Source organism: Microbacterium martis (genome assembly GCF_047246685.1).
GTDB lineage: Bacteria > Actinomycetota > Actinomycetes > Actinomycetales > Microbacteriaceae > Microbacterium.
On the sequence record NZ_JBFOKT010000002.1, the window covers coordinates 205,286 to 225,428 of the forward strand.

General features: G+C 69.8%; 21 protein-coding genes. 10 read left to right on the forward strand and 11 right to left on the reverse strand.

All coding sequences use genetic code 11. The features are described from left to right. Positions 1–42 precede the first annotated feature (42 nt). The 4 genes from AB3M90_RS08920 to AB3M90_RS08935 form a co-directional block, all read right to left on the reverse strand. A complete protein-coding gene (locus tag AB3M90_RS08920; RefSeq protein WP_412951553.1) occupies positions 43–1,044 on the reverse strand; it encodes an ABC transporter substrate-binding protein in 1,002 nt (333 codons plus the stop codon). A gap of 94 nt (positions 1,045–1,138) precedes the next feature. Further along, positions 1,139–2,173 (reverse strand): ABC transporter permease, encoded by a 1,035-nt coding sequence (locus AB3M90_RS08925; protein WP_412951555.1) that lies wholly within the window; start codon positions 2,171–2,173, stop codon positions 1,139–1,141. After that, on the reverse strand, positions 2,173–3,675 hold the full coding sequence (locus tag AB3M90_RS08930; protein ID WP_412951557.1) for a sugar ABC transporter ATP-binding protein: 1,503 nt from the start codon (positions 3,673–3,675) through the stop codon (positions 2,173–2,175). Before AB3M90_RS08930 ends, AB3M90_RS08925 begins: the two co-directional genes overlap by 1 nt. Before the next feature lie 164 nt (positions 3,676–3,839). Further along, positions 3,840–4,709, reverse strand: coding sequence for a sugar phosphate isomerase/epimerase family protein (locus AB3M90_RS08935; protein ID WP_412951559.1), 870 nt, complete (start codon positions 4,707–4,709; stop codon positions 3,840–3,842). A 185-nt stretch (positions 4,710–4,894) separates the two neighbouring features. Here AB3M90_RS08935 and AB3M90_RS08940 point away from each other — a divergent pair, with 185 nt between their 5' ends. Next, positions 4,895–5,905, forward strand: coding sequence for a LacI family DNA-binding transcriptional regulator (locus tag AB3M90_RS08940; RefSeq protein WP_412951561.1), 1,011 nt, complete (start codon positions 4,895–4,897; stop codon positions 5,903–5,905). A 170-nt stretch (positions 5,906–6,075) separates the two neighbouring features. Here the strand turns inward: AB3M90_RS08940 and AB3M90_RS08945 are convergent, their stop codons facing one another. Genes AB3M90_RS08945 through AB3M90_RS08955 form a run of 3 tightly spaced genes read right to left on the reverse strand, consistent with a single transcriptional unit; the run spans position 6,076 to position 8,763 of the window. After that, complete coding sequence (locus AB3M90_RS08945; protein ID WP_412951563.1) at positions 6,076–6,495, reverse strand: RbsD/FucU family protein; 420 nt, start codon at positions 6,493–6,495, stop codon at positions 6,076–6,078. Between the two features lie 14 nt (positions 6,496–6,509). Further along, positions 6,510–7,481 (reverse strand): aldo/keto reductase, encoded by a 972-nt coding sequence (locus AB3M90_RS08950; protein WP_412951565.1) that lies wholly within the window; start codon positions 7,479–7,481, stop codon positions 6,510–6,512. After that, complete coding sequence (locus tag AB3M90_RS08955; RefSeq protein ID WP_412951566.1) at positions 7,468–8,763, reverse strand: L-fuconate dehydratase; 1,296 nt, start codon at positions 8,761–8,763, stop codon at positions 7,468–7,470. Before AB3M90_RS08955 ends, AB3M90_RS08950 begins: the two co-directional genes overlap by 14 nt. A 124-nt stretch (positions 8,764–8,887) precedes the next feature. On the opposite strand from AB3M90_RS08955, the gene AB3M90_RS08960 reads away from it, so the two are divergent. Beyond that, positions 8,888–9,748, forward strand: a complete 861-nt coding sequence (locus tag AB3M90_RS08960; protein WP_412951567.1) for a fumarylacetoacetate hydrolase family protein — start codon at positions 8,888–8,890, stop codon at positions 9,746–9,748. Then, entirely contained in the window at positions 9,745–10,512 is a 768-nt protein-coding gene (locus AB3M90_RS08965; RefSeq protein ID WP_412951569.1) for an SDR family NAD(P)-dependent oxidoreductase, read from the forward strand. The genes AB3M90_RS08960 and AB3M90_RS08965 overlap by 4 nt, the downstream gene beginning before the upstream one ends. Positions 10,513–10,529: 17 nt before the next feature. Here AB3M90_RS08965 and AB3M90_RS08970 read toward each other — a convergent pair whose 3' ends face one another. Further along, the gene (locus AB3M90_RS08970; protein ID WP_412951571.1) at positions 10,530–11,507 is read right to left on the reverse strand and encodes an amidohydrolase family protein; all 978 of its coding nucleotides are present in this window, start codon (positions 11,505–11,507) and stop codon (positions 10,530–10,532) included. Positions 11,508–11,553: 46 nt separating this feature from the next. On the opposite strand from AB3M90_RS08970, the gene AB3M90_RS08975 reads away from it, so the two are divergent. Next, positions 11,554–12,231 (forward strand): FadR/GntR family transcriptional regulator, encoded by a 678-nt coding sequence (locus AB3M90_RS08975; RefSeq protein WP_412951573.1) that lies wholly within the window; start codon positions 11,554–11,556, stop codon positions 12,229–12,231. A 20-nt stretch (positions 12,232–12,251) separates the two neighbouring features. On the opposite strand, the gene AB3M90_RS08980 is transcribed toward AB3M90_RS08975, so the two are convergent. Continuing rightward, positions 12,252–13,454 (reverse strand): sensor histidine kinase, encoded by a 1,203-nt coding sequence (locus tag AB3M90_RS08980; protein ID WP_412951575.1) that lies wholly within the window; start codon positions 13,452–13,454, stop codon positions 12,252–12,254. Further along, on the reverse strand, positions 13,451–14,116 hold the full coding sequence (locus tag AB3M90_RS08985) for a response regulator transcription factor (protein WP_412951577.1): 666 nt from the start codon (positions 14,114–14,116) through the stop codon (positions 13,451–13,453). The genes AB3M90_RS08980 and AB3M90_RS08985 overlap by 4 nt, the downstream gene beginning before the upstream one ends. A gap of 129 nt (positions 14,117–14,245) precedes the next feature. On the opposite strand from AB3M90_RS08985, the gene AB3M90_RS08990 reads away from it, so the two are divergent. From AB3M90_RS08990 to AB3M90_RS09005, 4 genes are read left to right on the forward strand one after another with little or no spacing between them, the layout of a single operon-like run. Next, positions 14,246–14,785, forward strand: coding sequence for a hypothetical protein (locus tag AB3M90_RS08990; RefSeq protein ID WP_412951579.1), 540 nt, complete (start codon positions 14,246–14,248; stop codon positions 14,783–14,785). Then, positions 14,782–15,888, forward strand: a complete 1,107-nt coding sequence (locus AB3M90_RS08995; protein ID WP_412951581.1) for an efflux RND transporter periplasmic adaptor subunit — start codon at positions 14,782–14,784, stop codon at positions 15,886–15,888. The genes AB3M90_RS08990 and AB3M90_RS08995 overlap by 4 nt, the downstream gene beginning before the upstream one ends. Next, the gene (locus AB3M90_RS09000) at positions 15,885–16,601 is read left to right on the forward strand and encodes an ABC transporter ATP-binding protein (RefSeq protein ID WP_412951583.1); all 717 of its coding nucleotides are present in this window, start codon (positions 15,885–15,887) and stop codon (positions 16,599–16,601) included. Before AB3M90_RS08995 ends, AB3M90_RS09000 begins: the two co-directional genes overlap by 4 nt. Then, entirely contained in the window at positions 16,598–17,839 is a 1,242-nt protein-coding gene (locus AB3M90_RS09005) for an ABC transporter permease (RefSeq protein ID WP_412951585.1), read from the forward strand. The genes AB3M90_RS09000 and AB3M90_RS09005 overlap by 4 nt, the downstream gene beginning before the upstream one ends. Before the next feature lie 123 nt (positions 17,840–17,962). On the opposite strand, the gene AB3M90_RS09010 is transcribed toward AB3M90_RS09005, so the two are convergent. Continuing rightward, complete coding sequence (locus AB3M90_RS09010; protein ID WP_412951587.1) at positions 17,963–18,643, reverse strand: transaldolase family protein; 681 nt, start codon at positions 18,641–18,643, stop codon at positions 17,963–17,965. Between the two features lie 122 nt (positions 18,644–18,765). Here AB3M90_RS09010 and AB3M90_RS09015 point away from each other — a divergent pair, with 122 nt between their 5' ends. Further along, positions 18,766–19,728: a ribokinase gene (locus AB3M90_RS09015; protein WP_412951589.1), complete on the forward strand. Its 963-nt coding sequence runs from the start codon at positions 18,766–18,768 to the stop codon at positions 19,726–19,728. A 9-nt stretch (positions 19,729–19,737) separates the two neighbouring features. Beyond that, complete coding sequence (gene rbsD / locus AB3M90_RS09020; RefSeq protein WP_412951591.1) at positions 19,738–20,142, forward strand: D-ribose pyranase; 405 nt, start codon at positions 19,738–19,740, stop codon at positions 20,140–20,142. Position 20,143: the final 1 nt, after the last annotated feature.

Genomic DNA, 20,143 nt, shown 5'->3' on the forward strand with positions numbered 1-20,143 from the left:
CCCCCCGCCCGAGGGCGAGGGGCTTCGTGGAGAATCCGCAGGTCACTCGTAGAGGACGGCGGCGATCTTCTCGTCCTCGAGGTTGTTCTTGTCGTACCAGTACGAGCCGGTGTCGTAGAACTCCTCGACGGAGTCGCCGTTGGCCGCGTCGTAGGCCGCCTGCACGACCTGCTCGCCGATGCCGATCGGGTCCTGCGTGATGGCGCCGGCCATCGTGCCGTCCTTGATGGCGTTGATCTGCGCCGCGCCCGAGTCGAAGCCGACGATGGTGACCTTGCCCTTCTCGAGGCCGAGCTCGTTCACCGCGTTGACCACGCCGATGGCGGAGCCCTCGTTGGTGCCGTAGATGCCCTTGAGGTCGGGGTGCGCCGCGATCAGCGTCTTGGCGATGTCGGCCGACTTCAGGTGGTCGCCGTCGCCGTACTGGATGTCGACGATCTCGATGTCGGGGTAGTCGGCCTCGATCTTCTCGACGAACCCGTCACGTCGCTCGACGCCGGTCGAGTTGATCTGCGAGTGGCCGACGATCGCGACCTCGCCCGATCCGCCGATCAGCTCGGCCATGTGCTCGGCGGCGAGAGCTCCCGCGACCTTGCTGTCGGTGGCGGCGAGGCTCAGTCCGACGTCGCCGTTGCAGGGGGCGTCGAAGTAGACGACCGGGATGTCCTTCGACTTCGCCTGCTCGAGCGGGGCGACGCACGCCTCGGGGTCGAGGGCGGCGTAGGCGATGGCGTTCGGGTTCTTGTCGATGGCGCTGGTCAGCATCTCGAGCTGCTGGGCGATCTCGGTCTCGGCCGCGGGGCCCTCGAACGTAATGCGCACGCCGAGCTCTTCGGCCTTCTGCTCTGCACCCTTCTTCACGGCCTGCCAGAACTGGTGCTGGAAGCCCTTCGAGACGAGCGCGATGTACATCTCGCCGTCGCCGCTGCCTCCGTCGCCACCGCTGCCCTCTTCGATGACGTCGCCGCCGCCGGCACAGCCGGCGAACACGAGCGCGGATGCGGCCACGAGTGCCGCGAAGGCGGTCTTCTTGCCGAATTTCATGGAAACTCCATTGTTCTCTGTGGGTGTCGGCCTCGGCCGACGGTGTGTGGACATTCCTGGTGCGGTATTCAGTTGGGTCGGGTGGGTGGTCGGGTCAGGTCCGCTGCCGGTTGCGCAGCGAGTCGAGGAACACGGCGAGCAGCACGACGATGCCGACGACGATGTTCTGCCACTCGGTCTGGATCGACATGATGCGCAGTCCGTTGACGAGCACGCTCATGATGAGCGCGCCGATGACGGTGCCGAGGATCGATCCGCGACCGCCGAGCAGCGACGTGCCGCCGATGATGACGGCCGCGATGGCCTGCAGCTCGTATCCCATGCCGATCTGCGGCTGGGCGGAGTCGAGGCGCGACGCGATCACGATGCCGGCGACGCCGGTGAAGGCGCCCGCGAACATGTAGATGAAGATCGTCCAGCGACGGGTGTTGACGCCCGAGAGGCGGGTGGCTTCCTCGTTGGAGCCGATCGCGAACGTGTAGCGGCCCAGCAGCGTCTTCGACAGCACCAGCCAGGCGACGACGGCCAGGGCCGCCGTGATGAGGACGGCGTTCGGGATGCCGGGGATGATCACGCCGAGCGCGATCTTCTTGAAGTCGGGCGCCGAGGTCGAGAAGTAGATCGGCGCGACGTTCGAGATGACGAGGGCGAGTCCGCCGGCGATCATCATCATCGCGAGGGTGGCGATGAACGGGGGCAGGCGGAGGAACGTGATGTTGAGGCCGTTGACGAGGCCCATCAGCACACCGGTGAGCACACCGCCGATCACGCCGACCCAGACCGGGAGGCCGAGGTTGGTGATGATCACACCCGTCATCACGGCGCAGAGCGCCATGCCGGTTCCGATCGACAGGTCGATGCCGCCGGTGATGATGACGAAGGTGGTGCCGAGGGCGAGGATGCCGATGACCGCGGTCGACAGCAGCACGGTGGCGATGTTGCTGAAGGTGAAGAAGTTCGGACTCGCGATCGAGAAGAAGATCACCAGCACGATGAGCGTGCCGAAGGCGAGCGACTGCTGGAGCTGGCGCTTGAGGAACGCCCCGACGTCGCGCTTGTCGGTGTCTTCGGCGACTGCTGTCTGGACGACCGTCGTCGTCGACGATCCGGGCTGCTGAGAAGTGCTCATCAGTCTTCCTCCCCGTGGGCTGCGAGTTGCATGATCTTCTCCTGGCTGGCTTCCTCGTTGCGGAGCGTGCCGGTGATCCGTCCGTTCGCGAACACGGCGATGCGGTTCGCGACGCGGAGGATCTCCGGGAGCTCCGACGAGATGACGATGATGGACTTGCCCGCGTCGGCGAGCTGCTGCATGACGCGGTAGATCTCCTCTTTCGCGCCGACGTCGATCCCTCGGGTCGGCTCGTCGAAGATGAGGATGTCGCAGTCGCGCATCAGCCACCGGGCGATGACGACCTTCTGCTGGTTCCCTCCGGAGAGGAGCTTGACGACCTGGTTCACCGAGGGCGTCTTGACGCGCAGCTGCTGCACGTACTCCTTGGTGCGGTTCTTCGCCTTGCTGTCGCCCATCCAGCCGATGCCGTTGGCGTACGAGCCGAGCGACGCCAGCACGGTGTTGAACGTGACGTCCTGCTCGAGCATGAGCCCGAGCAGCTTGCGGTCCTCCGAGAGGTAGCCGACACCGTGCTTCACGGCATCCGCGGGCTGACCGATCCGCACCGGGCGGCCGCTGATCGAGATGGTCCCCCCGTCGCGGTGGTCGGCTCCGATGACGGCCCGCGCGGTCTCGGTGCGTCCGGCTCCCATCAGTCCGGCGAACCCGAGGATCTCGCCCTTGTGCAGCTGGAACGACACGTCTTTCAGCAGCGTCCGCGTCGTCAGGCCTTGCACGTCGAGCACGATGGGGTCGTTCTCGTGCTCGCGCGCCTGCGGACGCGTTCCCTCGTCGATGACGCGGCCCACCATCATCTCGATGATCGTCGGGATGGTGATGTCGGCTCGGTCGAGTGATCCGATGTATGTGCCGTCTCGGAGAACCGTGACCCGGTCGGCGAGGCGGCGCAGCTCGTCCATGCGGTGCGAGATGTAGACGATGCCGGTGCCGCTCCTGCGGAGCTGTTCGATGAGCACGAAGAGCGTCTCGACCTCGGTGTCGGTGAGCGCCGAGGTCGGCTCGTCCATGATGAGCACCTTGGCGTTGAACGAGAGGGCCTTCGCGATCTCGACCATCTGCTGCTCGGCGACCGTGAGGTCTCCGACCCGCTGCCGGGGGTCGAGGTGGATGTCGAGCCGCTTCAGCAGCTCGGCGGTCTGCGCGTTGAGCTTGCGCTCCGACAGGAAGGGACCCGTGGTGGGCTCCCGGCCGACGAAGATGTTCTGCGCGACGGTCAGGTCGGGCATCAGGTTGAGTTCCTGATGGATGATCGTGATGCCGAGCTCCTGCGCCTGCAGAGGACTGGTGAGCTCGACCTCGCGACCCTCGAAGGTGATGGTGCCCTCGTCCTTCGTGTAGATCCCCGAGAGGATCTTCATGAGCGTCGACTTGCCGGCGCCGTTCTCGCCCACGAGGACGAGCACCTCGCCCGAGCGCACCTCCAGGTGCACGTCCTTCAGCGCCTGCACACCGGGGAACCCCTTGCTGATCCCCTCCACCCTGAGAATGGGCTCACTCATGTGCTCACCTGCTTCCTTGAAGGTCATCTTGCTGTGTGGCCGGTTACCGGCCGGTTGTAAACATCGGATCAATTCTGCGCTTTCCGTGTGACGGGCGCAAGTTGTATCTGGATGTATTCTCTGCCTCTGTGCGAGACTCTAATTGAAACCGATTTCAATCGCAATCAGTGCAGTCGGATCGACTCGACGGCCACGAGCTTGTCGCGGATGTACGCGTTCGCGTGCGCGCCCAGCTCGTCGTTGTCGGTCCAGAGGTTGCGCCAGATGCCCAGCATCCGGCTCAGATCCGGAGCCACGACGGCCGAGGAGAACGACTCGAAGACGATCGGGCCGTCGTAGCCGACACGGCCGAGGGCCTTGAAGAACGTGTCGAAGTCGACGGTGCCGGTGCCGAGGTACCCGCGATGGCTCTCGCCGATGTGCACGTAGCGCAGGGCCGGCGCCGCGTCGAGCACCGGGGCGAACATGTCGGACTCCTCGATGTTCATGTGGTACGTGTCGAGGTGGATGCCGAGGTTCGGCCGGTCGACCTCCGCGAGGTACGCGAGCGCCTGGCGCGCCGTGTTCAGCACGTTCGTCTCGTAGCGGTTGACGACCTCGAGCGACACCGAGATCCCCCGCTCGGCCGCATGGTCGGCCACGCGGGCGATCGTGCGGCGGCTGCTCGCGATCCCCTCGGGCGTCGCCGGTTCCATGTACTTCTGCATGGCGCTGTAGATCACTCCGCAGAAGTGCGTGCCGCCGAGCTCGGCGAGGACGTCGACCGCGCGGAGCAGCAGCGCCTCCCCCGCCGCCACGACATCGGGGTCGGAACTGGTCACGTCGGTCGCACCCGACAGCCCGAGCGACGCGCTCGCCGCGAGGTCGTGCTCGGCCAGTGCCGACCTCGCCGCCGCGACGTCGAACGAGAACGGGTCCATGAGGGGGAACTCGATCAGATCGAAACCCGCCTGCTTCGTCTTCTCGACCGAGAGACGGATGCCGTCGGCATCGAAGTCGCCGGTCCAGACGAGCCCGTGGCAGCCGATGTTCATGTGGTCTCCCCGGGCGGGTGGCCGGCACCGTCGCCCTCCGATTGGCACGTGCCAATTCGGTGTTCGAGTCACGCTACGCCGGTCGCCGGATCACTGTCAAGACACTTCTTGGCACGTGCCAACCCACCCCGGTATGGTGAAGGGCGCCGCGGTCGGATCGACCGAGACGGATCCCAGGAGGATGCATGCCCCCGAGCGTCAAAGACGTCGCCGCGCTGGCCGGCGTCTCCTCCTCGACGGTCTCGAACTACCTCAACCACCCGCACGTGCTCGGTGCCGCGAGCCGCGAACGCGTGCGCGACGCGATCGAACAGCTCGGATTCGTGCCGAACGAGTCGGCCCGGCAGCTGCGCGCCGGCTCGAGCACGGCGCTCGCGCTCGTGCTCCTCGACGCCTGGCTGCCCTACTTCAACGACCTCTCGCGGGGAGTCGAAGACGTCGCGCGCGAGGGCGGCTGGTCGCTCTTCTTCAGCAACAGCAATCGCGACGCCGAGCTTGAGCGGCGCAACATCGACATGTTCGAGGCCCACCGGGTGCAGGGCATCATCATCTACCCGCTGGGCGACGTCGTGCCGCGCCTCGAGCGGCTGGCCGGCAGCGGCATCCGCTCGGTCGTGATCGGGCCCATCGCCTCCTCGCCGACGGTGGCCTCGGTGCTCTTCGACGACCGGGGCGGCGGCCGCCTCGCAGGCGAGCACCTGCTGTCACTCGGCCGCCGGCGCATCCTCTTCCTCGGCAATCCCGCCGTCAGCCAGTCGAACGACCGGCTCGCCGGCTTGCGCGACGCCGTCGCCGGCAGCGGCGCGACGGTCACCGTGCAGGAGGTATCGCACCTCGCCACCGAAGACGGGCTGAGCGCCGCGGAGCGCATCGTGACGCTCGCCGCCGACGAGCGCCCCGACGCGGTGTTCGCCGCCAACGACATGGTGGCGCTCGGCGTGCTCACGCAGCTGCTGCGCAACGGCATCCGCGTTCCCGACGACATCGCGCTCGTCGGGTTCGACGACGTCGACCAGGCGCATCAGGGCGTGGTGCCCCTCACGACCGTGCGCCAGCCCGGCTATGCGATCGGACGCGCCGCGGGGGCCGCCCTGCTGCAGATGCTCTCCGACCCGTCGGCACCGCCGCCCGCCACCACGCCCTTCCCGGCCGAGCTGATCGTGCGGGAGTCGACCGTCGGGCGCCGCGAGTCGTGATCACGCCCCTGGGCACCGCGGTGGCGTGAGACAGTTCTGCTCGGGCGACGCCCGGGCAGCGCTCCCCGTCGCCCCGGCGGTTGGGAGCCGATAGGTTGATCTGCGCGGGCGGACGATCGCCCGGAGCAAGCGGGTCTGAGAAGCGCGAGGTCGGGGGACGCCGAGGCCGCTCAGGCCGAGGCGTGCCCCACGACGCCCTTCCGCAGCAGCGCGTTGCCGTACTTCCGGGTCTCTCCGGTGCGCACCATGAGATAGGCGCCCTTCGCGACCTCGTAGTATGCGAACCGTTCGACGAAACGGGTCGTCTCCACGGTCGTCCCGGCTGCGCGCATGAGCTCGTGCTGCACGTCGAGCACGTCGCCGTCGGCCGAGGTCATCAGGTCGATGCCGGGCGCATCGTCGAGCGGCAGCACCGTGCGGATCGCGGCGACCACTTCCGGCGTCGTCGTCCCCGGAAGGTCGACCACGCGTGCGCCGAGTCCCCAGGCGGGGAAGTGCGCATCGGCGACCACGACCGCGTCGGAGTGGCCCATCCGGTCGAGATGCAGCAGCAGCTCACCGGTGAGCAGCGGGTGGATTCCTTCGAGCACGGGGCTCCTCTCGGTCAGGCGGCGGGGATGAGGCCTTCGGCGGCCAGCTGCTCCCACAGCGCCGGCGGGATGTCGCGTGCCGCGTACTCCGCGTTCTGCCGGAGCTGCTCGGGTCGGCTTCCGCCGACCACGACCGAACGGACCACATCGGCCCGCAGCGGGAACCGGATGGCGGCCGCCGGAAGCGGCACGTCGTGCTCGGCGCAGACGGCGGCGATGCGCACGAGCCGATCCCAGAGCTCATCGGGGAGCTGTCCGTACTCGTAGCGTCCGTCACGGCGAGGCTCGCTCGCCGCGAGCAGGCCGGAATTGAAGACGGATGCCGCGACGATGCCGGTTCCCCGCTCGCGGCACGCCGGCAGCACCTCGGCGGCTGCGGGCTGCTCGAGCAGGGTGTAGCGCCCGGCGACCATCACGAGATCGAGATCCGCGCCCCGGACGACCGCGGCGAGAGCATCCGACACCATCGAGCCGACGCCGATCGCACGCGTCTCGCCGTCGGCGCGCAGCTGCTCCAGGGCGGGAAGCGCCTCGGCGAGAGCGAGGTCGAGGTCGTGCCGCTCGGGGTCGTGCAGGTAGAGCAGGTCGACGCGTTCGATGCCGAGTCGCTCGCGCGACTCGTCGAGGCTGCGGCGGATGCCGTCGGCCGAGAAGTCCCAGATGCGCTGCAGGTCGTCGGGCACGTGGAAGTCGTGGTCGGTGTCGAGGCCGCCGGCGACATGCTCGGGGTTCGGCCGCAGGAGTCGTCCGACCTTCGTCGACAGCACGAACTCGTCGCGCGGCTTGGTCTGCAGGAACGCGCCCAGGCGCCGCTCCGACAGACCGAGGCCGTAGTGCGGCGCGGTGTCGAAGAAGCGGATGCCGCTCTCCCAGGCCGCGTCGAGCACGGCCCAGGCCTCGTCGTCGGTCAGCGGCCGGAAGAGGTTGCCGACGTTCGCGGCACCGTAGCCGAGGGCGGGGACGTCGAGCCGGTCAGGCGCCGACATGCGCGCCCTCCCAGGTGTAGGCGGCGATGCTGGCCGCCTTCATCTCCATGCCTGCGCCCGGGGCGGTGGGCGCCATGTACGAGCCGCCGCGGATGTCGGTCGGCACGACGAAGTGCTCGTGCAGGTGGTCGACGAACTCGATCATGCGCCCTTCGCGCGTACCGGTGACGGCGACGAAGTCGAACATCGACAGGTGCTGCACCGCCTCGCACAGCCCGACACCGCCGGCGTGCGGGCACACGGGAACGCCGAACTTGGCGGCGAGCAGCAGGTTGGCGATGTTCTCGTTGACCCCGGCGACACGGACGGCGTCGATCTGCATGACCGAGATCGCGTCGGCCTGCAGCAGCTGCTTGAAGATCACGCGGTTCTGGGCGTGCTCGCCGGTCGCGACGCGAATGGGGGCGACGCCGCGCGCGATCTCGGCGTGGCCGAGCACGTCGTCGGGGCTGGTGGGCTCCTCGATCCAGGCGGGGTGGAACTCGGCGAGCGCGTTCACCCACTCGATCGCCTCCGACACCTCCCAGCGCTGGTTCGCGTCGATCGCGATGGGGAAGTCGGGCCCGCACACCTCGCGGGCCTTGCGGAACCGGCGGATGTCGTCGTCGAGGTCGGCGCCGACCTTGAGCTTGATCTGGGTGAACCCGTCGGCCATCGCCTCGCGCGCCAGGCGCTCGAGCTTCTCGTCGGAGTAGCCGAGCCACCCGGGGCTCGTCGTGTATCCGGGGTAGCCGGTGGCGAGGAGCTCCCGCTCCCGCTCGGCGCGGCCGGGCTCGGCGGCGCGGAGGATCTCCAGCGCCTCCTTGGGGGTGAGCGCGTTGGTGAGGTAGCGGAAGTCGACGAGGTCGACGAGCTCCTCCGGCGTCATGCGGGCCAGCAACTGCCAGAGGGGCAGCCCCGCCCGTTTGGCCTTGATGTCCCACAGCGCGTTGGTCACCGCCCCGATCGCCATGTGCATGACCCCCTTCTCGGGGCCGAGCCAGCGCAGCTGCGAGTCGCCGATGATGTCGCGGAACGTCGAGCCCATGTCGTCGAGCAGGGGCTCGATCTCGCGTCCGACCAGGTGCCCGGCGAGCGCGTCGATCGCGGCGACCTGCACGTCGTTGCCGCGCCCGATCGTGAACACGAAGGCGTGACCGTCGATCCCGTCGGCGGCGTCGGTGCGGATCACGACGTAGGCCGCCGAGTAGTCGGGGTCGGGATTCATCGCGTCCGAGCCGTCGAGGCTGAGCGACGTCGGAAAGCGGATGTCGGTGGTGTCGAGGGCGACGATGCGGCTCACGGAGTTCCTCTCCCAGCGTGGACGATTTTCATCACGCGGATCCCTTGGAGTGTAAACATCGGATGTCTATACTGTCAACGAAGCAGGCCGCAGAGAGGCGGCATCCCGACCACACAGGAGAATCATGAAGTTCGCGCGGCTCGGCACCCCTGGGACCGAGGTCCCCGTCCTCCTGGAGGGCGACCGCTACCTCGACCTCCGCCCCGTGACATCCGATGTCGACGGCGACTTCCTCGCCGGCGACTTCCGGGCGCGCGTCGCCGCCGCGCGTGATGCCGGAGAGCTCCCCGAACTGCCGGATGCCGCGACCCGGCGCATCGGCGCTCCGATCGCCCGGCCGGGAGCGGTGATCTGCGTCGGCATGAACTACGCCGCCCACGCCGCCGAGTCCGGTGCGCAGCCGCCCGAGATCCCGATCATCTTCCTGAAGACGCCGAACACCGTGGTCGGTCCGAACGACGCCGTCACGATCCCGCGCGGCAGCGAGAAGACCGACTGGGAGGTCGAGCTCGGCATCGTCATCGGCGCGCGTGCGGCCTACCTCGACTCCCCCGACGAGTCGATGGCGCACGTCGCCGGTTTCGTCGCGGCGAACGACGTCTCGGAGCGCGACTTCCAGATGGCCGTGTCGGGCGGGCAGTGGTCGAAGGGCAAGATCGCGTTCGGCTTCAACCCTACGGGCCCGTGGCTGGTCACCCCCGACGAGGTCGACCATCGCGCGCTCGGGTTGCGCAGCTTCGTCAACGGCGAGCCGCGGCAGGACTCGAACACGAGCGACATGATCTTCACTGTGGAGCACATCGTGCATCACCTGTCGCAGTATGTGACGCTCGAACCGGGCGACCTCATCCTCACGGGCACACCGCAGGGCGTCGCCCTCTCGGGCAACTTCCCCTACCTGTCCGCCGGCGACGTGGTCGAGATCGAGATCGACGGCCTCGGTCGTCAGCGACAGGAGTTCGTGGCATGGGAGGCGAAGAAGTGACCGACGCTCAGCGACCCGCCGCGCTCGACGGGCTGGTCGCGATCGTCACTGGCGGAGCATCCGGCATCGGGGCGGCGATCGCCGCCCGCCTGCACGCCGACGGAGCGCAGGTCGCCATCCTCGACCGCGACATCTCAGCGGCGGATGCCGCGTTCGCGGCCTTCACAGCCGACGTGTCCGACCGCGCGAGCGTCGACGCGGCGGTCGCCGCGGTCGCCGAGCGGTTCGGACGCATCGACATCGTGGTGAACAACGCCGGGGTCGGCGCCCAGGGCGACATCGCCGCGAACGACGACGACGAGTGGGCACGCGTGCTCTCCATCAACGTCACCGGCATCGCGCGCATGACCGCGGCGGCGCTGCCCTGGCTGCGGCGGTCGCCGGCGGCGGCGGTCTGCAACACGGCATCCATCGCCTCGACGACCGGACTCCCCCAGCGCGCCCTCTACAGCGCGTCGAAGGGCGCGGTCTCGGCACTCACACGGGCCATGGCCGCCGACCATCTGCGCGAGGGCATCCGCGTGAACGCCGTCAATCCCGGCACGGCCGACACGCCGTGGGTCGGACGCCTGCTCGACTCGGCGGCGGATCCCGCTGCCGAGCGTGCGGCGCTCGAGGCGCGCCAGCCGCACGGCCGCCTCGTGAGCCCCGACGAGGTCGCCGCCGCGGTCGCCTACCTCGTCGGCCCGTCGGCGGGATCCACCACCGGAACCTCCATCGAAGTCGACGGGGGCATGGCGCAGCTGCGCCTGCGTCCGGAGTAGGCGGCTGCGTCCGCGCGCTACTCGCCGCGCAGCCAGCCCCGCAGGCCGCGGCGAGTCCGCGGCTGCTCCTCCACCGTGGCGTCGGTCCGCGGCCCGTCGAGCCCGTAGAACCGCTCGGCGTTCGCCCACAGGAGCGCGTCGACGTCGTGCCCGCGAGCCTCTGCCCACGCGACCACCGTCTCCCACCAGCGAGTGCGCGCGTTCGGCTGGTACGTGACCGACCCGTCGGTCGGTGCATGCGGATCACCGACCTCGGCCGGTCCGATGACCGAGACCGGCCAGTCGCTCCCCCACATCAGGCGGTCCTCGCCGAAGGCGTCGGCCGCCACGTCGAGGAACGGCTCCAGCTGCTCGCGGCTCCAGTCGCCGCCGGCCTCGGCGGGGAGCCCGGAGAGCTTGCAGAAGACCTCCGGATGCCGCGCCAGCTCGTCCAGGTCGCGCACCCATTCCACCGAGGGGAGACGCGGAGCCCCTGCCGTGCCGACCGCGGGCTTGCCGAGGTGGTCGAGCACCATCCGCAGCTCGGGGATCGCGCCGGCGAGACGCGCCACCTCGGGCAGCTGCGAGGCGCGGATGCACGCGTCGAAGGTCCATCCGCGCGCCGCGACCTCGCGCGCTCCCGTCACGAAGGCGGTCGACACGGCCAGGCCGTCGCTCTCGCCCTGCAGGTTGTGCCGCACCCCGACGACCAGAGGATGCGCCGACAGCTCGTCGAGATGCGTGATCGTGTCGACTCCGCGGTCGAGTCGCATGCCCGCGACGATGCCGACCACGCCGATCCGGTCGGCCATCTCCGACACCCATCGCACCTCGCCGAGGAAGTGCTCCTCGTCGGTCTCCGCCTGCACGAAGACGGCCTTCTCAGCCGTCGCTCCGGGCAGTCGGGCGTGGTCCAGCTCGGTCTCGGCGAACCGGAAATCCAGCGGTCCGGACAGCCAGGAGTACTCGAGGACACCGCTGTCCCAGAGGTGCAGATGGGAATCGATGACGCGCATGCGACCATCCTGCCTCAGACATCCGATCAATAGCTAGGATGACGCCATGGCTGTGACCGATGAGGCGATCGAGAAGATCAAGGCGATGATCGTGTCGGGCGAACTCTCGCCCGGCGATCGTCTGCCGCCCGAGAAGGAGCTCTCCGAGCGCCTCGGCCTCTCGCGCAACTCGATGCGCGAGGCCGTCAAGGCGCTCGAGGTCATCCGGGTGCTCGACGTGCGCCGCGGCGACGGCACGTACGTCACGAGCCTGGAGCCGCATCTTCTGCTCGAGGCCATCGCCTTCGTCGTCGACATGCACGACGACGACTCGATGCTCGAGATCTTCGCCGTCAGACGGATGCTGGAGTCGCAGGCGACCGGCCTCGCGGCCACACTCGGCACCGACGACGGCATCGCGCAGCTGCGGGCCGAGGTCGACGGCGTCGACGGGGCCGTCACGATCGAGGAGCTCGTCGAGCACGACATCCGCTTCCACCGCGAGATCGTTCGGATGGCGGACAACGCCTATCTCGCGAGCCTCATCGAGCACCTCAGCAGCCAGACCGTTCGCGCGCGCGTGTGGCGTGGACTCACCGAAGGCGGCGCCGTGGAGCGCACCCTGTCGGAGCACCGGGCGATCGCCGACGCCATCGCGCACCGCGACGCGGCTCTCGCCACAGCCCTGACGACCGCGCACATCGCCGGCGTGGAGCGATGGCTGCGGCAGGCGGCATCCGCCTGACAGACGATCGGCGACGCCGGTCAGGCGTCGGATGCCGCGGGCAGCGCCATCTCGACCACGAGGCCCCCGCCCTCGCGGGCCGACAGCTCGAGCTCCCCGCGATGCGCCTCGACGACGCTCGTGACGATGGCGAGCCCGAGCCCGTGCCCGCGCACCGACTCGGCGGACGAGACCGTGCGCCCCGCTCCGCGGCGGAACGGCTCGGTGAGTTCGGTCACCTGGTCGGCGTCGAGCAGCGGTCCGGTGTTCTCGATGCGCAGGTGAACCCGCTCCCCGTCGGTGCGCGTCTCGATGTCGATCTCGCCGCCCTCGACGTTGTGGCGGACGGCGTTGCGCACGAGGTTCGACACTGCCTGCCGCAGCAGGACCTCGTCGCCGAGCGCGACGGCCGACACGTCGGCCTCGTCCCGCACGCGGATGTCTCGGGCCTCGATCTCGCCCGACGCCTCTGCGAGGGCCCGGTGCGCGAGCCGCCCGACGTCGACCGGGTCGGCGGCCAGCGTGCGGCGCTCGATGTCGGCGAGGTCGAGCAGAGCATCGACGGTCTCGATGTTGCGGCGGTTCGTCTCGAGCACGCGGCGCGACACGGCACGCAGCTCGTCGACGGTGAGGTCGGGATCGGCGAGAGCGACCTCGAGCATGGTCTGGGTCGTCGCGAGCGGCGTGCGGAGCTCGTGCGAGGCGTTCGACGCGAAGCGCCGATGGGACTGGAACGACCGGTCGAGCTTGCCGAGCATGTCGTCGAAGGTGTCCGACAGGTCGCGCACCTCGTCGCGAGGACCATCGAGGCCCACCCGGTGATCGAACGATCCGGTGCCGGCGACCTGCGCGGCGCGGTTGATGGCCTGCAGCGGCCGCAGCATCCGCCCGGCCAGGACCCAGGCGAGAAGCGCGCCGGCGAGAAGGACCGCGACGAGCACGACGGCCGAGACGATGAGCGTGGTGTTCAGGATGTCGATGGGCGAGCGCAGCGCGATGGTCGAGGTCGCCTTCGCGGCGTCGAACGTCCGAGTGATGGCGGCATCGGTGGGAAGACCGGCGCTGGGAGGGTCGGTGGTCGCGGGCACCGTCATCCCGTCGACCTCCGCGACGACATATGTGGGCACCGTGCGCATGAACACGTTGACGATGAGCACCATGAGCAGACCGGCGACCGCGAGGAGAGAGGTGAAGGCGACGGTCAGCCGCGCGCGTATGGTCAGCCGGCGGCGTGCGGCGGTCACGACGGCGCTCCGAACCGGTATCCGACGCCCGGCACGGTGCGCACCAGCCACGGGTCGCCGAGGCGCTTGCGGAGATTCGAGATCGTCACCCGTACGGTGTTGGTGAACGGATCGGCGTTCTCGTCCCAGCCCTTCTCCAGCAGGGTCTCGGCGCTGACGATGCCGCCGCCGGCGCGCATGAGCAGTTCGAGAACGACGAACTCCTTGTTCGACAGCCGGACCAGACGGGTGTTGCGGTAGACCTCTCGGCGGAACGGATCGAGACGCACGCCGTGCGCCTCGAGGGATGGCGGATGCGAGACGCCCGCTCGTCGCTCGAGCGCACGCAGCCTCGCGACCAGCTCGGGGAAGTCGAAGGGCTTGGCGAGGTAGTCGTCGGCGCCGAGCTCGAACCCTTCGACCTTCTCGTCGAGAGTCCGGGCGGCGGTCAGCATGAGCACGCGGCACTCCGGGCGGTTCGCCGCCACCCAGGAGCACACGTCGTCGCCGTGGATGCCCGGCAGGTCGCGGTCGAGCACGATGACGTCGTAGGCGTTCACCGAGAGGTTCTCGATCGCCGTGTCGCCGTCGTAGACCACGTCAGCCGCGATGGACTCACGGCGGAGGCCGGTGCGGATGGCGTCGGCAAGGTAGGTCTCGTCCTCGACGATCAGTGCGCGCATGCGGCCAGTCAAGCATCGGAGCCATAAAGCAGACCTAAAGACTTTCTTGAACGCCCCGTTAACCCCCGCCCCGGTGGACTGGTCCCGTCGACGCCACGGAGGAGTCGACCGCGACGAGAGGAAGACGACATGACCATCACCACCACCCGAGGCGGCCGCCGCACGGCTCTGGCCGCGCTGCTCGCCGTGCCGGCGGTCCTGTTCGCCTTGACGGCATGCTCTCCGAGCACGGCGGGCGGAGGCGACGACGCTGCGAGCGGGGGCTCGGGCGCGAGCGGCGGATCCGAGAAGTCGGAGTTCGTGCAGTACCAGTTCGACTACGCCGCCTGCATGCGCGACCAGGGCATCGACATGCCCGACCCCAAGGATTCGGAGCAGGGCACGTCGATGACGATCCCGATGGACGGCGACATGGACGCTTACCAGTCCGCCGCCGACGCCTGCACCGAGAAGCTGGGCACCCCGCCGGCGATGTCGGCCGAGGAGAGGGCCGCCGCCGACGAGAAGTTCCTCGAATGGGCGACCAAGGCCGCCGAGTGCTACCGCGAGAACGGCTACGACATGCCCGACCCGAAGGCCGGCGAGGCTCCGGAGTTCCCGCAGGATGCTCCGCAGGAGCTGCTGGAGGAGTGCGGCGGCGGCGGCGTGGCCAAGAAGGTCGACGGATGAGCGGGTCCGGCACGACCGATGTCGGCAGCGCAGCACCGCGGCGGCGTCGCGCGCGCTGGTGGATCGCCGGGGCGGCGGCCTGCGCCGTCGCCCTCACGGGCACCGGCATCGCAGCCGCGAACGTCTACGGCTCGGTGCCGGCGGCATCCGAGGAGAAGAAGCGCTTCTCGACGGCATCCGTCGAGGAGGGGACGCTTTCCGGGTCTCAGACCGTGAGCGGCACGCTCGACTACACCGCGTCGCGGAACCTGAGCTCGGGCATCGGGGGCGTGCTGACCGCCGTCTCGCCCGCGGGAAGTCAGGTCGGTCTCGGCCAGCCGCTGTTCAGCGTCGACAACGTCAGTGTGTTCCTGTTCCACGGCGACCTTCCCGCCTGGCGTGCGTTCGAGCGCGGCATGTCCGCCGGCCCCGACGTCCGTCAGCTCGAGGCCGACCTCCAGGCACTGGGTTACTTCTCGCGGGAGCCCGACGAGAAGTTCGACGGGAACACCGAGGCGGCCATCCGAGCCTGGCAGGAGGCCACCGGGCAGGAGAAGACCGGTCGGATCGACCTCGGACGAATCATCTTCGCCCCCACCGATCTGCGCATCGCCGAGGTGCTCGCCGCGATCGGCGACCAGGTGGGCCCGGGCGCGCCCGTGGTCAAGGTGTCGGGACTGGTCAAAGAGGTGACGGCCAATCTGAAGCTCGCCGATCAGAAACTCGGGGTCGTCGGAACCCAGGTGAACCTGCAGCTCCCCGGGGGGATCACGACCACCGGCACCATCACCGCTGTGGGCCAGCCGACGGAGCAGGAGAACAACGGCCAGAAGTCGATCGTCGTGCCGATCACCATCGCCCTCGACGATCCGGCGGCGGCTGACGGCATCCAGCGGGCGAGCGTCGCGATCGACGTGCCGTCCGAGACGCGCGACAACGTGCTCTCCGTGCCCGTCGAAGCACTCATCGCGCTACCCGGCGGCCGCTTCGGCGTGCAGGTGGTCGACGACGACGGCACGATCGACGACGTTCCCGTCGAGACCGGGCTCTTCGCCGGCGGCCGTGTCGAGATCTCGGGCGAAGGAGTGAAGGCGGGTCTCGACGTGGTGGTGCCGGAGCGATGAGCGCGGTCATCGAACTCCACGGGGTGGAGAGATCCTACGGTCAGCCGCCGGTGCTCGCCTGCGCCGGGGTGAGCCTCGAGGTGCGACGGGGTGAGCTCGTCGCGATCGTCGGGCCGAGCGGTTCGGGCAAGTCGACGCTGCTCAACCTGATCGGCACGCTCGACCGCCCGACCGCCGGCACCGCACGCATCGACGGCGTCGACGTGCAGTCGCTGTCGGATCAGGAGCTGTCGGCCCTGCGCGCGCACCGCATCGGGTTCGTCTTCCAGCAGTTCCATCTCAGCGAGGGCATCAGTGCGCTCGACAACGTCGCCGACGGCCTGCTCTACCTGGGCGTGCCACGCGCCGAGCGGCGGGAGCGCGCACGAGCCGCTCTCGAGCGGGTCGGTCTCGGCCACCGGGTGACCCACAAGCCGAACCAGCTCTCGGGCGGCGAGCGGCAGAGGGTCGCGATCGCCCGCGCCGTCGTCGCCGACCCACCGCTGCTGCTCGCCGACGAGCCGACAGGGAACCTCGACTCCGCGTCGGGCGCCGCGATCGTCGAACTGCTGCACACTCTGAACGCGCAGGGCACCACGGTCGTGGTGATCACGCACGACGTCGAGCTGGCCGCCCGGCTGGGGCGACGGATCACGATCAGAGACGGACGGGTGGTCGGCGACTCGGCCGCCGCCGAAAAGGCCGATTCGGCCGCCGAGGAGGTGGCCGCATGAGCACGCTGATGGAACCGGAGGTCCGTGAGCGGGCCGACGCCGACGGGCGGGCACAGGCGCCGCCCCGATCGCGCCTGCGCTTCTCCGACGTGCTGATGCTGGGCGCCACGGGCCTGCGGGCCCGACCCATGCGGGCCGTTCTGTCGGCACTCGGCATCGCGATCGGGATCGCGGCGATGATCGCGGTGGTGGGCATCTCGACGTCGAGTCAGGCCAAGCTCAACGAGCAGCTCGCCGCGCTCGGCACGAACCTGCTGACGGTGGAGCCGAACAGCGGCCTGCTCGGCGAAGACACGAAGCTGCCGGAGGACACGGTGCCGAAGGTGCGGCTGATGGACGGCGTGGAATCGGCGAGCGGCACGGGCGACATCCCGGTCGACGTCTATCGCACGCCGCTGATCAACGAGTCCGCCACGGGGGGCATCAGCGTGATGGCCGCCGACCTCGATCTGCTCGAGGTCACCGGTACCGATCTCGCATCCGGCGCGTGGCTCAACGCCGCGACGAGCGAGTACCCCTCGGTCGTCCTGGGCGCAGACGCCGCCAGGCGACTCGGCATCGTCACGGTCGGCAGCCAGGTGTGGCTCGGCGGGCAGTACTTCACGGTCGTCGGCATCCTCGAACCGTCGATGCTGGCGCCCGAGCTCGACGCGGCCGCGCTCATCGGCATCCCGATAGCGACGACCGCCTTCGGGTACGACGGCAGCCCCTCGGTCGTCTACGAGCGCGCTGTCGAGAAGATGATCGACCAGGTGCGCGACCTCCTGCCGGGAACGGTCAACCCGCAGGCGCCCGAGGAGGTCGGCGTCTCCCGCCCCTCCGACGCGCTCGCGGCCAAGTACGCCGCCGACCAGGCCTTCACCGGGCTGCTGGTCGGACTCGGCTCGGTGGCGCTGCTCGTCGGCGGCATCGGCGTGGCCAACACCATGATCATCTCGGTGTTGGAGCGGCGCCGCGAGATCGGTCTGCGTCGGGCGCTGGGCGCCACCAGGGCGCACATCCGCCGGCAGTTCCTGGTCGAGGCGCTGCTGCTGTCCGCACTGGGCGGGATCTTCGGCTCCCTGCTCGGCGCCGGCGTGACGGCGGTGTTCGCGGCCCTCAACGGCTGGACGTTCTCGGTGCCGGGGGCGCTCTTCGCCATGGCCGTGGGCAGCACGCTGGTGATCGGAGCGATCGCCGGCCTCTACCCGGCGGTGCGCGCCGCGCGCACACCGCCGACCGCGGCGCTGAGCTCCTGACCCGGGCCTCTGACGCCCCTTCGGGTGAGAGGTCACGACGCGCCGCGCGCGCCCGGCGCGTTGCGGCGTGTCGTGACCTCTCACCTCGGGGGGCACGCACCTCTCGCCACCGCGCAGCGCGCGTCAGGCCCCGAGGCGCCCCATGGCCGCGTCGAACTCGGCCGCCGAGCTGTCGCTCACCTCGTCGAACAGCATCCGCTCGATCACATCCGGAGCAGCCGTGAAGTACGGGATGCCCGCGCGGCGCAGCCCGATGACGTCCTCCGGCGAGCGCAGCGAGGCCGCGAGCACGTTGGTCGTGCTCCCCGCGCACATCTCCTGCATGCGCGCGATGACGTCTTCCGCATCCGCACCCGATCCGGCCGCCGCGATCGCATCGCGCATCCGCCCGAGGTACGGCGCGATGTACTGCACACCGACGGCCGCGCACGCGAGCGCCTGCGCGACCGAGTACACCGCCGTCACGAGCACGCTCGCCCCGTCGCGCACGAGGACGGATGCCGCGGCGAACCCCGCGGCCGTCGCCGGCACCTTCACGACCACGCGGTCGCCGAGCGCCCGGATGCCGTCTGCGTTGCGGAGCAGGGCCGACGTGTCGCCGCCCCAGGTCTGGAAGAAGATCTCGCGCGCTCCCTCCGACTCCCATCGGGAGTACAGCTGCGGGATCTCGGCCGCCGTGCGTCCGCCGCGCTCGAGGATCGTGGGGTTCGTCGTCACGCCGTGCACGACGCCGGCGGTGAGCAGCGACGAGACGCGGTCGACATCGGCGCTGTCGACGTACAGACGGGGGGCGATCGCGGTCATCGGATCTCCAGGCCGGTGAACCTGTCGTTACAGGTTCGGGTTCGGCTAATGTAATGACAGCCGCGGACGAATGTCAAAGACGCGCCCGGCTTCGCGAGCCGTCGAAGAGGATCAGGAGCGACATGGCCCCCGCACACCCCGGAGATCGCTCCGGCGTCGTCATCGTCGGCAGCGTCACCGCAGACGTGACGACCTTCTCCCAGCGACTGCCGGCGCGCGGTGAGACCATCCTCGGCGATCAGTTCACGCTGATGCTGGGCGGCAAGGGCGCCAATCAGGCCGTCGCCGCCGGACGTTCGGGGGCCCGGACCAGCTTCGTCGGCTGCGTCGGCGACGACCTCTTCCACGACCTCGTCGTCGACGGTCTGGCCGAGGCCGGCGTCGACCTCACTCACCTGCGCACCGTGCCGGGGCCGACGGGCATCGCGCACATCCGGGTCGACGCGTCGGCGCAGAACGACATCGTGATGGTGCCGCTCGCGAACGCCGCACTGAGCACCGAGCAGATCGACGCCGCGCTGGCCGCGCTGGCGCCGAGCACCTCCGTGCTGCTGACGCAGCTCGAGACGCCGTCCGCCCTCACCGCCCACATCACCGCTCGCGCGGGCGAGCACGGCATGACCGTGATCCTCGATCCCGCCCCGGCGGCCGAGCTCGCGCCCGAGATCTGGCGGAGCATCGACATCGTCACCCCGAACGAGACCGAGGCCACGCTCATCAGCGGCATCGAGGTGACGGATGCCGCGTCGGCCGAGCTCGCCGGGCGCTGGTTCCTGGCCCAGGGCGTCGGCGCCGCGGTGATCACGCTCGCCGGCCAGGGGTCGTGCGTCGTGACCGCCGAGGGAGCGGTGGTGGTGCCCCCGTTCCCCGTCGAGGCGATCGACACGACGGCCGCCGGCGACGCCTACGCGGGCTACCTGGGCGCCGCCCTCGCCGACGGGCGCACGCTCACCGAGGCCGTGCGCCTGGCGACGGCCGCCGGGGCGCTCACGGTGACGAAGCAGGGCGCCTCGCCGAGCCTGCCGCACCGCGCCGAGGTCGAGGCCTTCCTGGCCGAGCGCGAGCCCGCCCCCGCCGCGAACTGAGGAGACATCATGCGCAAGTCCGCCACGACGATCAATCCCGCCCTCTCCCGGGTCATCAGCGAGACAGGGCACACCGACCTCCTCGTCGTGACCGACGCCGGGCTCCCGATCCCTCCCGGCTCGGAGCGCATCGATCTCGCGTACCGACCGGGCGCCCCGGCGTTCCTCGATGTCCTCGACACGGTGCTGGGCGAGCTCGTGGTCGAGGGGGCGACCGTCTCGGCCGAGGTCGCCGAGCACAGCCCCGAGGTGCTCGCCGCCCTGCGGGAGCGACTCGCCGGCATGGGCTTCGAGATCGAGCTCGTCCCGCACGTCGAGTTCAAGAAGCGCACGCACGGCGCGCGGGCGTTCGTGCGCTCGGGGGAGTTCACCCCCTACGCGAACGTGATCCTGCACGCGGGAGTCGCATACTGAC

Coding starts and splice junctions, on each gene's coding strand:
- AB3M90_RS08920 (WP_412951553.1), bottom strand. CDS start 1,044: ATGAAATTCGGCAAGAAGACCGCCTTCGCGGCACTCGTGGCCGCATCC.
- AB3M90_RS08925 (WP_412951555.1), bottom strand. CDS start 2,173: ATGAGCACTTCTCAGCAGCCCGGATCGTCGACGACGACGGTCGTCCAG.
- AB3M90_RS08930 (WP_412951557.1), bottom strand. CDS start 3,675: ATGAGTGAGCCCATTCTCAGGGTGGAGGGGATCAGCAAGGGGTTCCCC.
- AB3M90_RS08935 (WP_412951559.1), bottom strand. CDS start 4,709: ATGAACATCGGCTGCCACGGGCTCGTCTGGACCGGCGACTTCGATGCC.
- AB3M90_RS08940 (WP_412951561.1), top strand. CDS start 4,895: ATGCCCCCGAGCGTCAAAGACGTCGCCGCGCTGGCCGGCGTCTCCTCC.
- AB3M90_RS08950 (WP_412951565.1), bottom strand. CDS start 7,481: ATGTCGGCGCCTGACCGGCTCGACGTCCCCGCCCTCGGCTACGGTGCC.
- AB3M90_RS08960 (WP_412951567.1), top strand. CDS start 8,888: ATGAAGTTCGCGCGGCTCGGCACCCCTGGGACCGAGGTCCCCGTCCTC.
- AB3M90_RS08970 (WP_412951571.1), bottom strand. CDS start 11,507: ATGCGCGTCATCGATTCCCATCTGCACCTCTGGGACAGCGGTGTCCTC.
- AB3M90_RS08975 (WP_412951573.1), top strand. CDS start 11,554: ATGGCTGTGACCGATGAGGCGATCGAGAAGATCAAGGCGATGATCGTG.
- AB3M90_RS08985 (WP_412951577.1), bottom strand. CDS start 14,116: ATGCGCGCACTGATCGTCGAGGACGAGACCTACCTTGCCGACGCCATC.
- AB3M90_RS08990 (WP_412951579.1), top strand. CDS start 14,246: ATGACCATCACCACCACCCGAGGCGGCCGCCGCACGGCTCTGGCCGCG.
- AB3M90_RS08995 (WP_412951581.1), top strand. CDS start 14,782: ATGAGCGGGTCCGGCACGACCGATGTCGGCAGCGCAGCACCGCGGCGG.
- AB3M90_RS09000 (WP_412951583.1), top strand. CDS start 15,885: ATGAGCGCGGTCATCGAACTCCACGGGGTGGAGAGATCCTACGGTCAG.
- AB3M90_RS09005 (WP_412951585.1), top strand. CDS start 16,598: ATGAGCACGCTGATGGAACCGGAGGTCCGTGAGCGGGCCGACGCCGAC.
- AB3M90_RS09010 (WP_412951587.1), bottom strand. CDS start 18,643: ATGACCGCGATCGCCCCCCGTCTGTACGTCGACAGCGCCGATGTCGAC.
- AB3M90_RS09015 (WP_412951589.1), top strand. CDS start 18,766: ATGGCCCCCGCACACCCCGGAGATCGCTCCGGCGTCGTCATCGTCGGC.
- rbsD (WP_412951591.1), top strand. CDS start 19,738: ATGCGCAAGTCCGCCACGACGATCAATCCCGCCCTCTCCCGGGTCATC.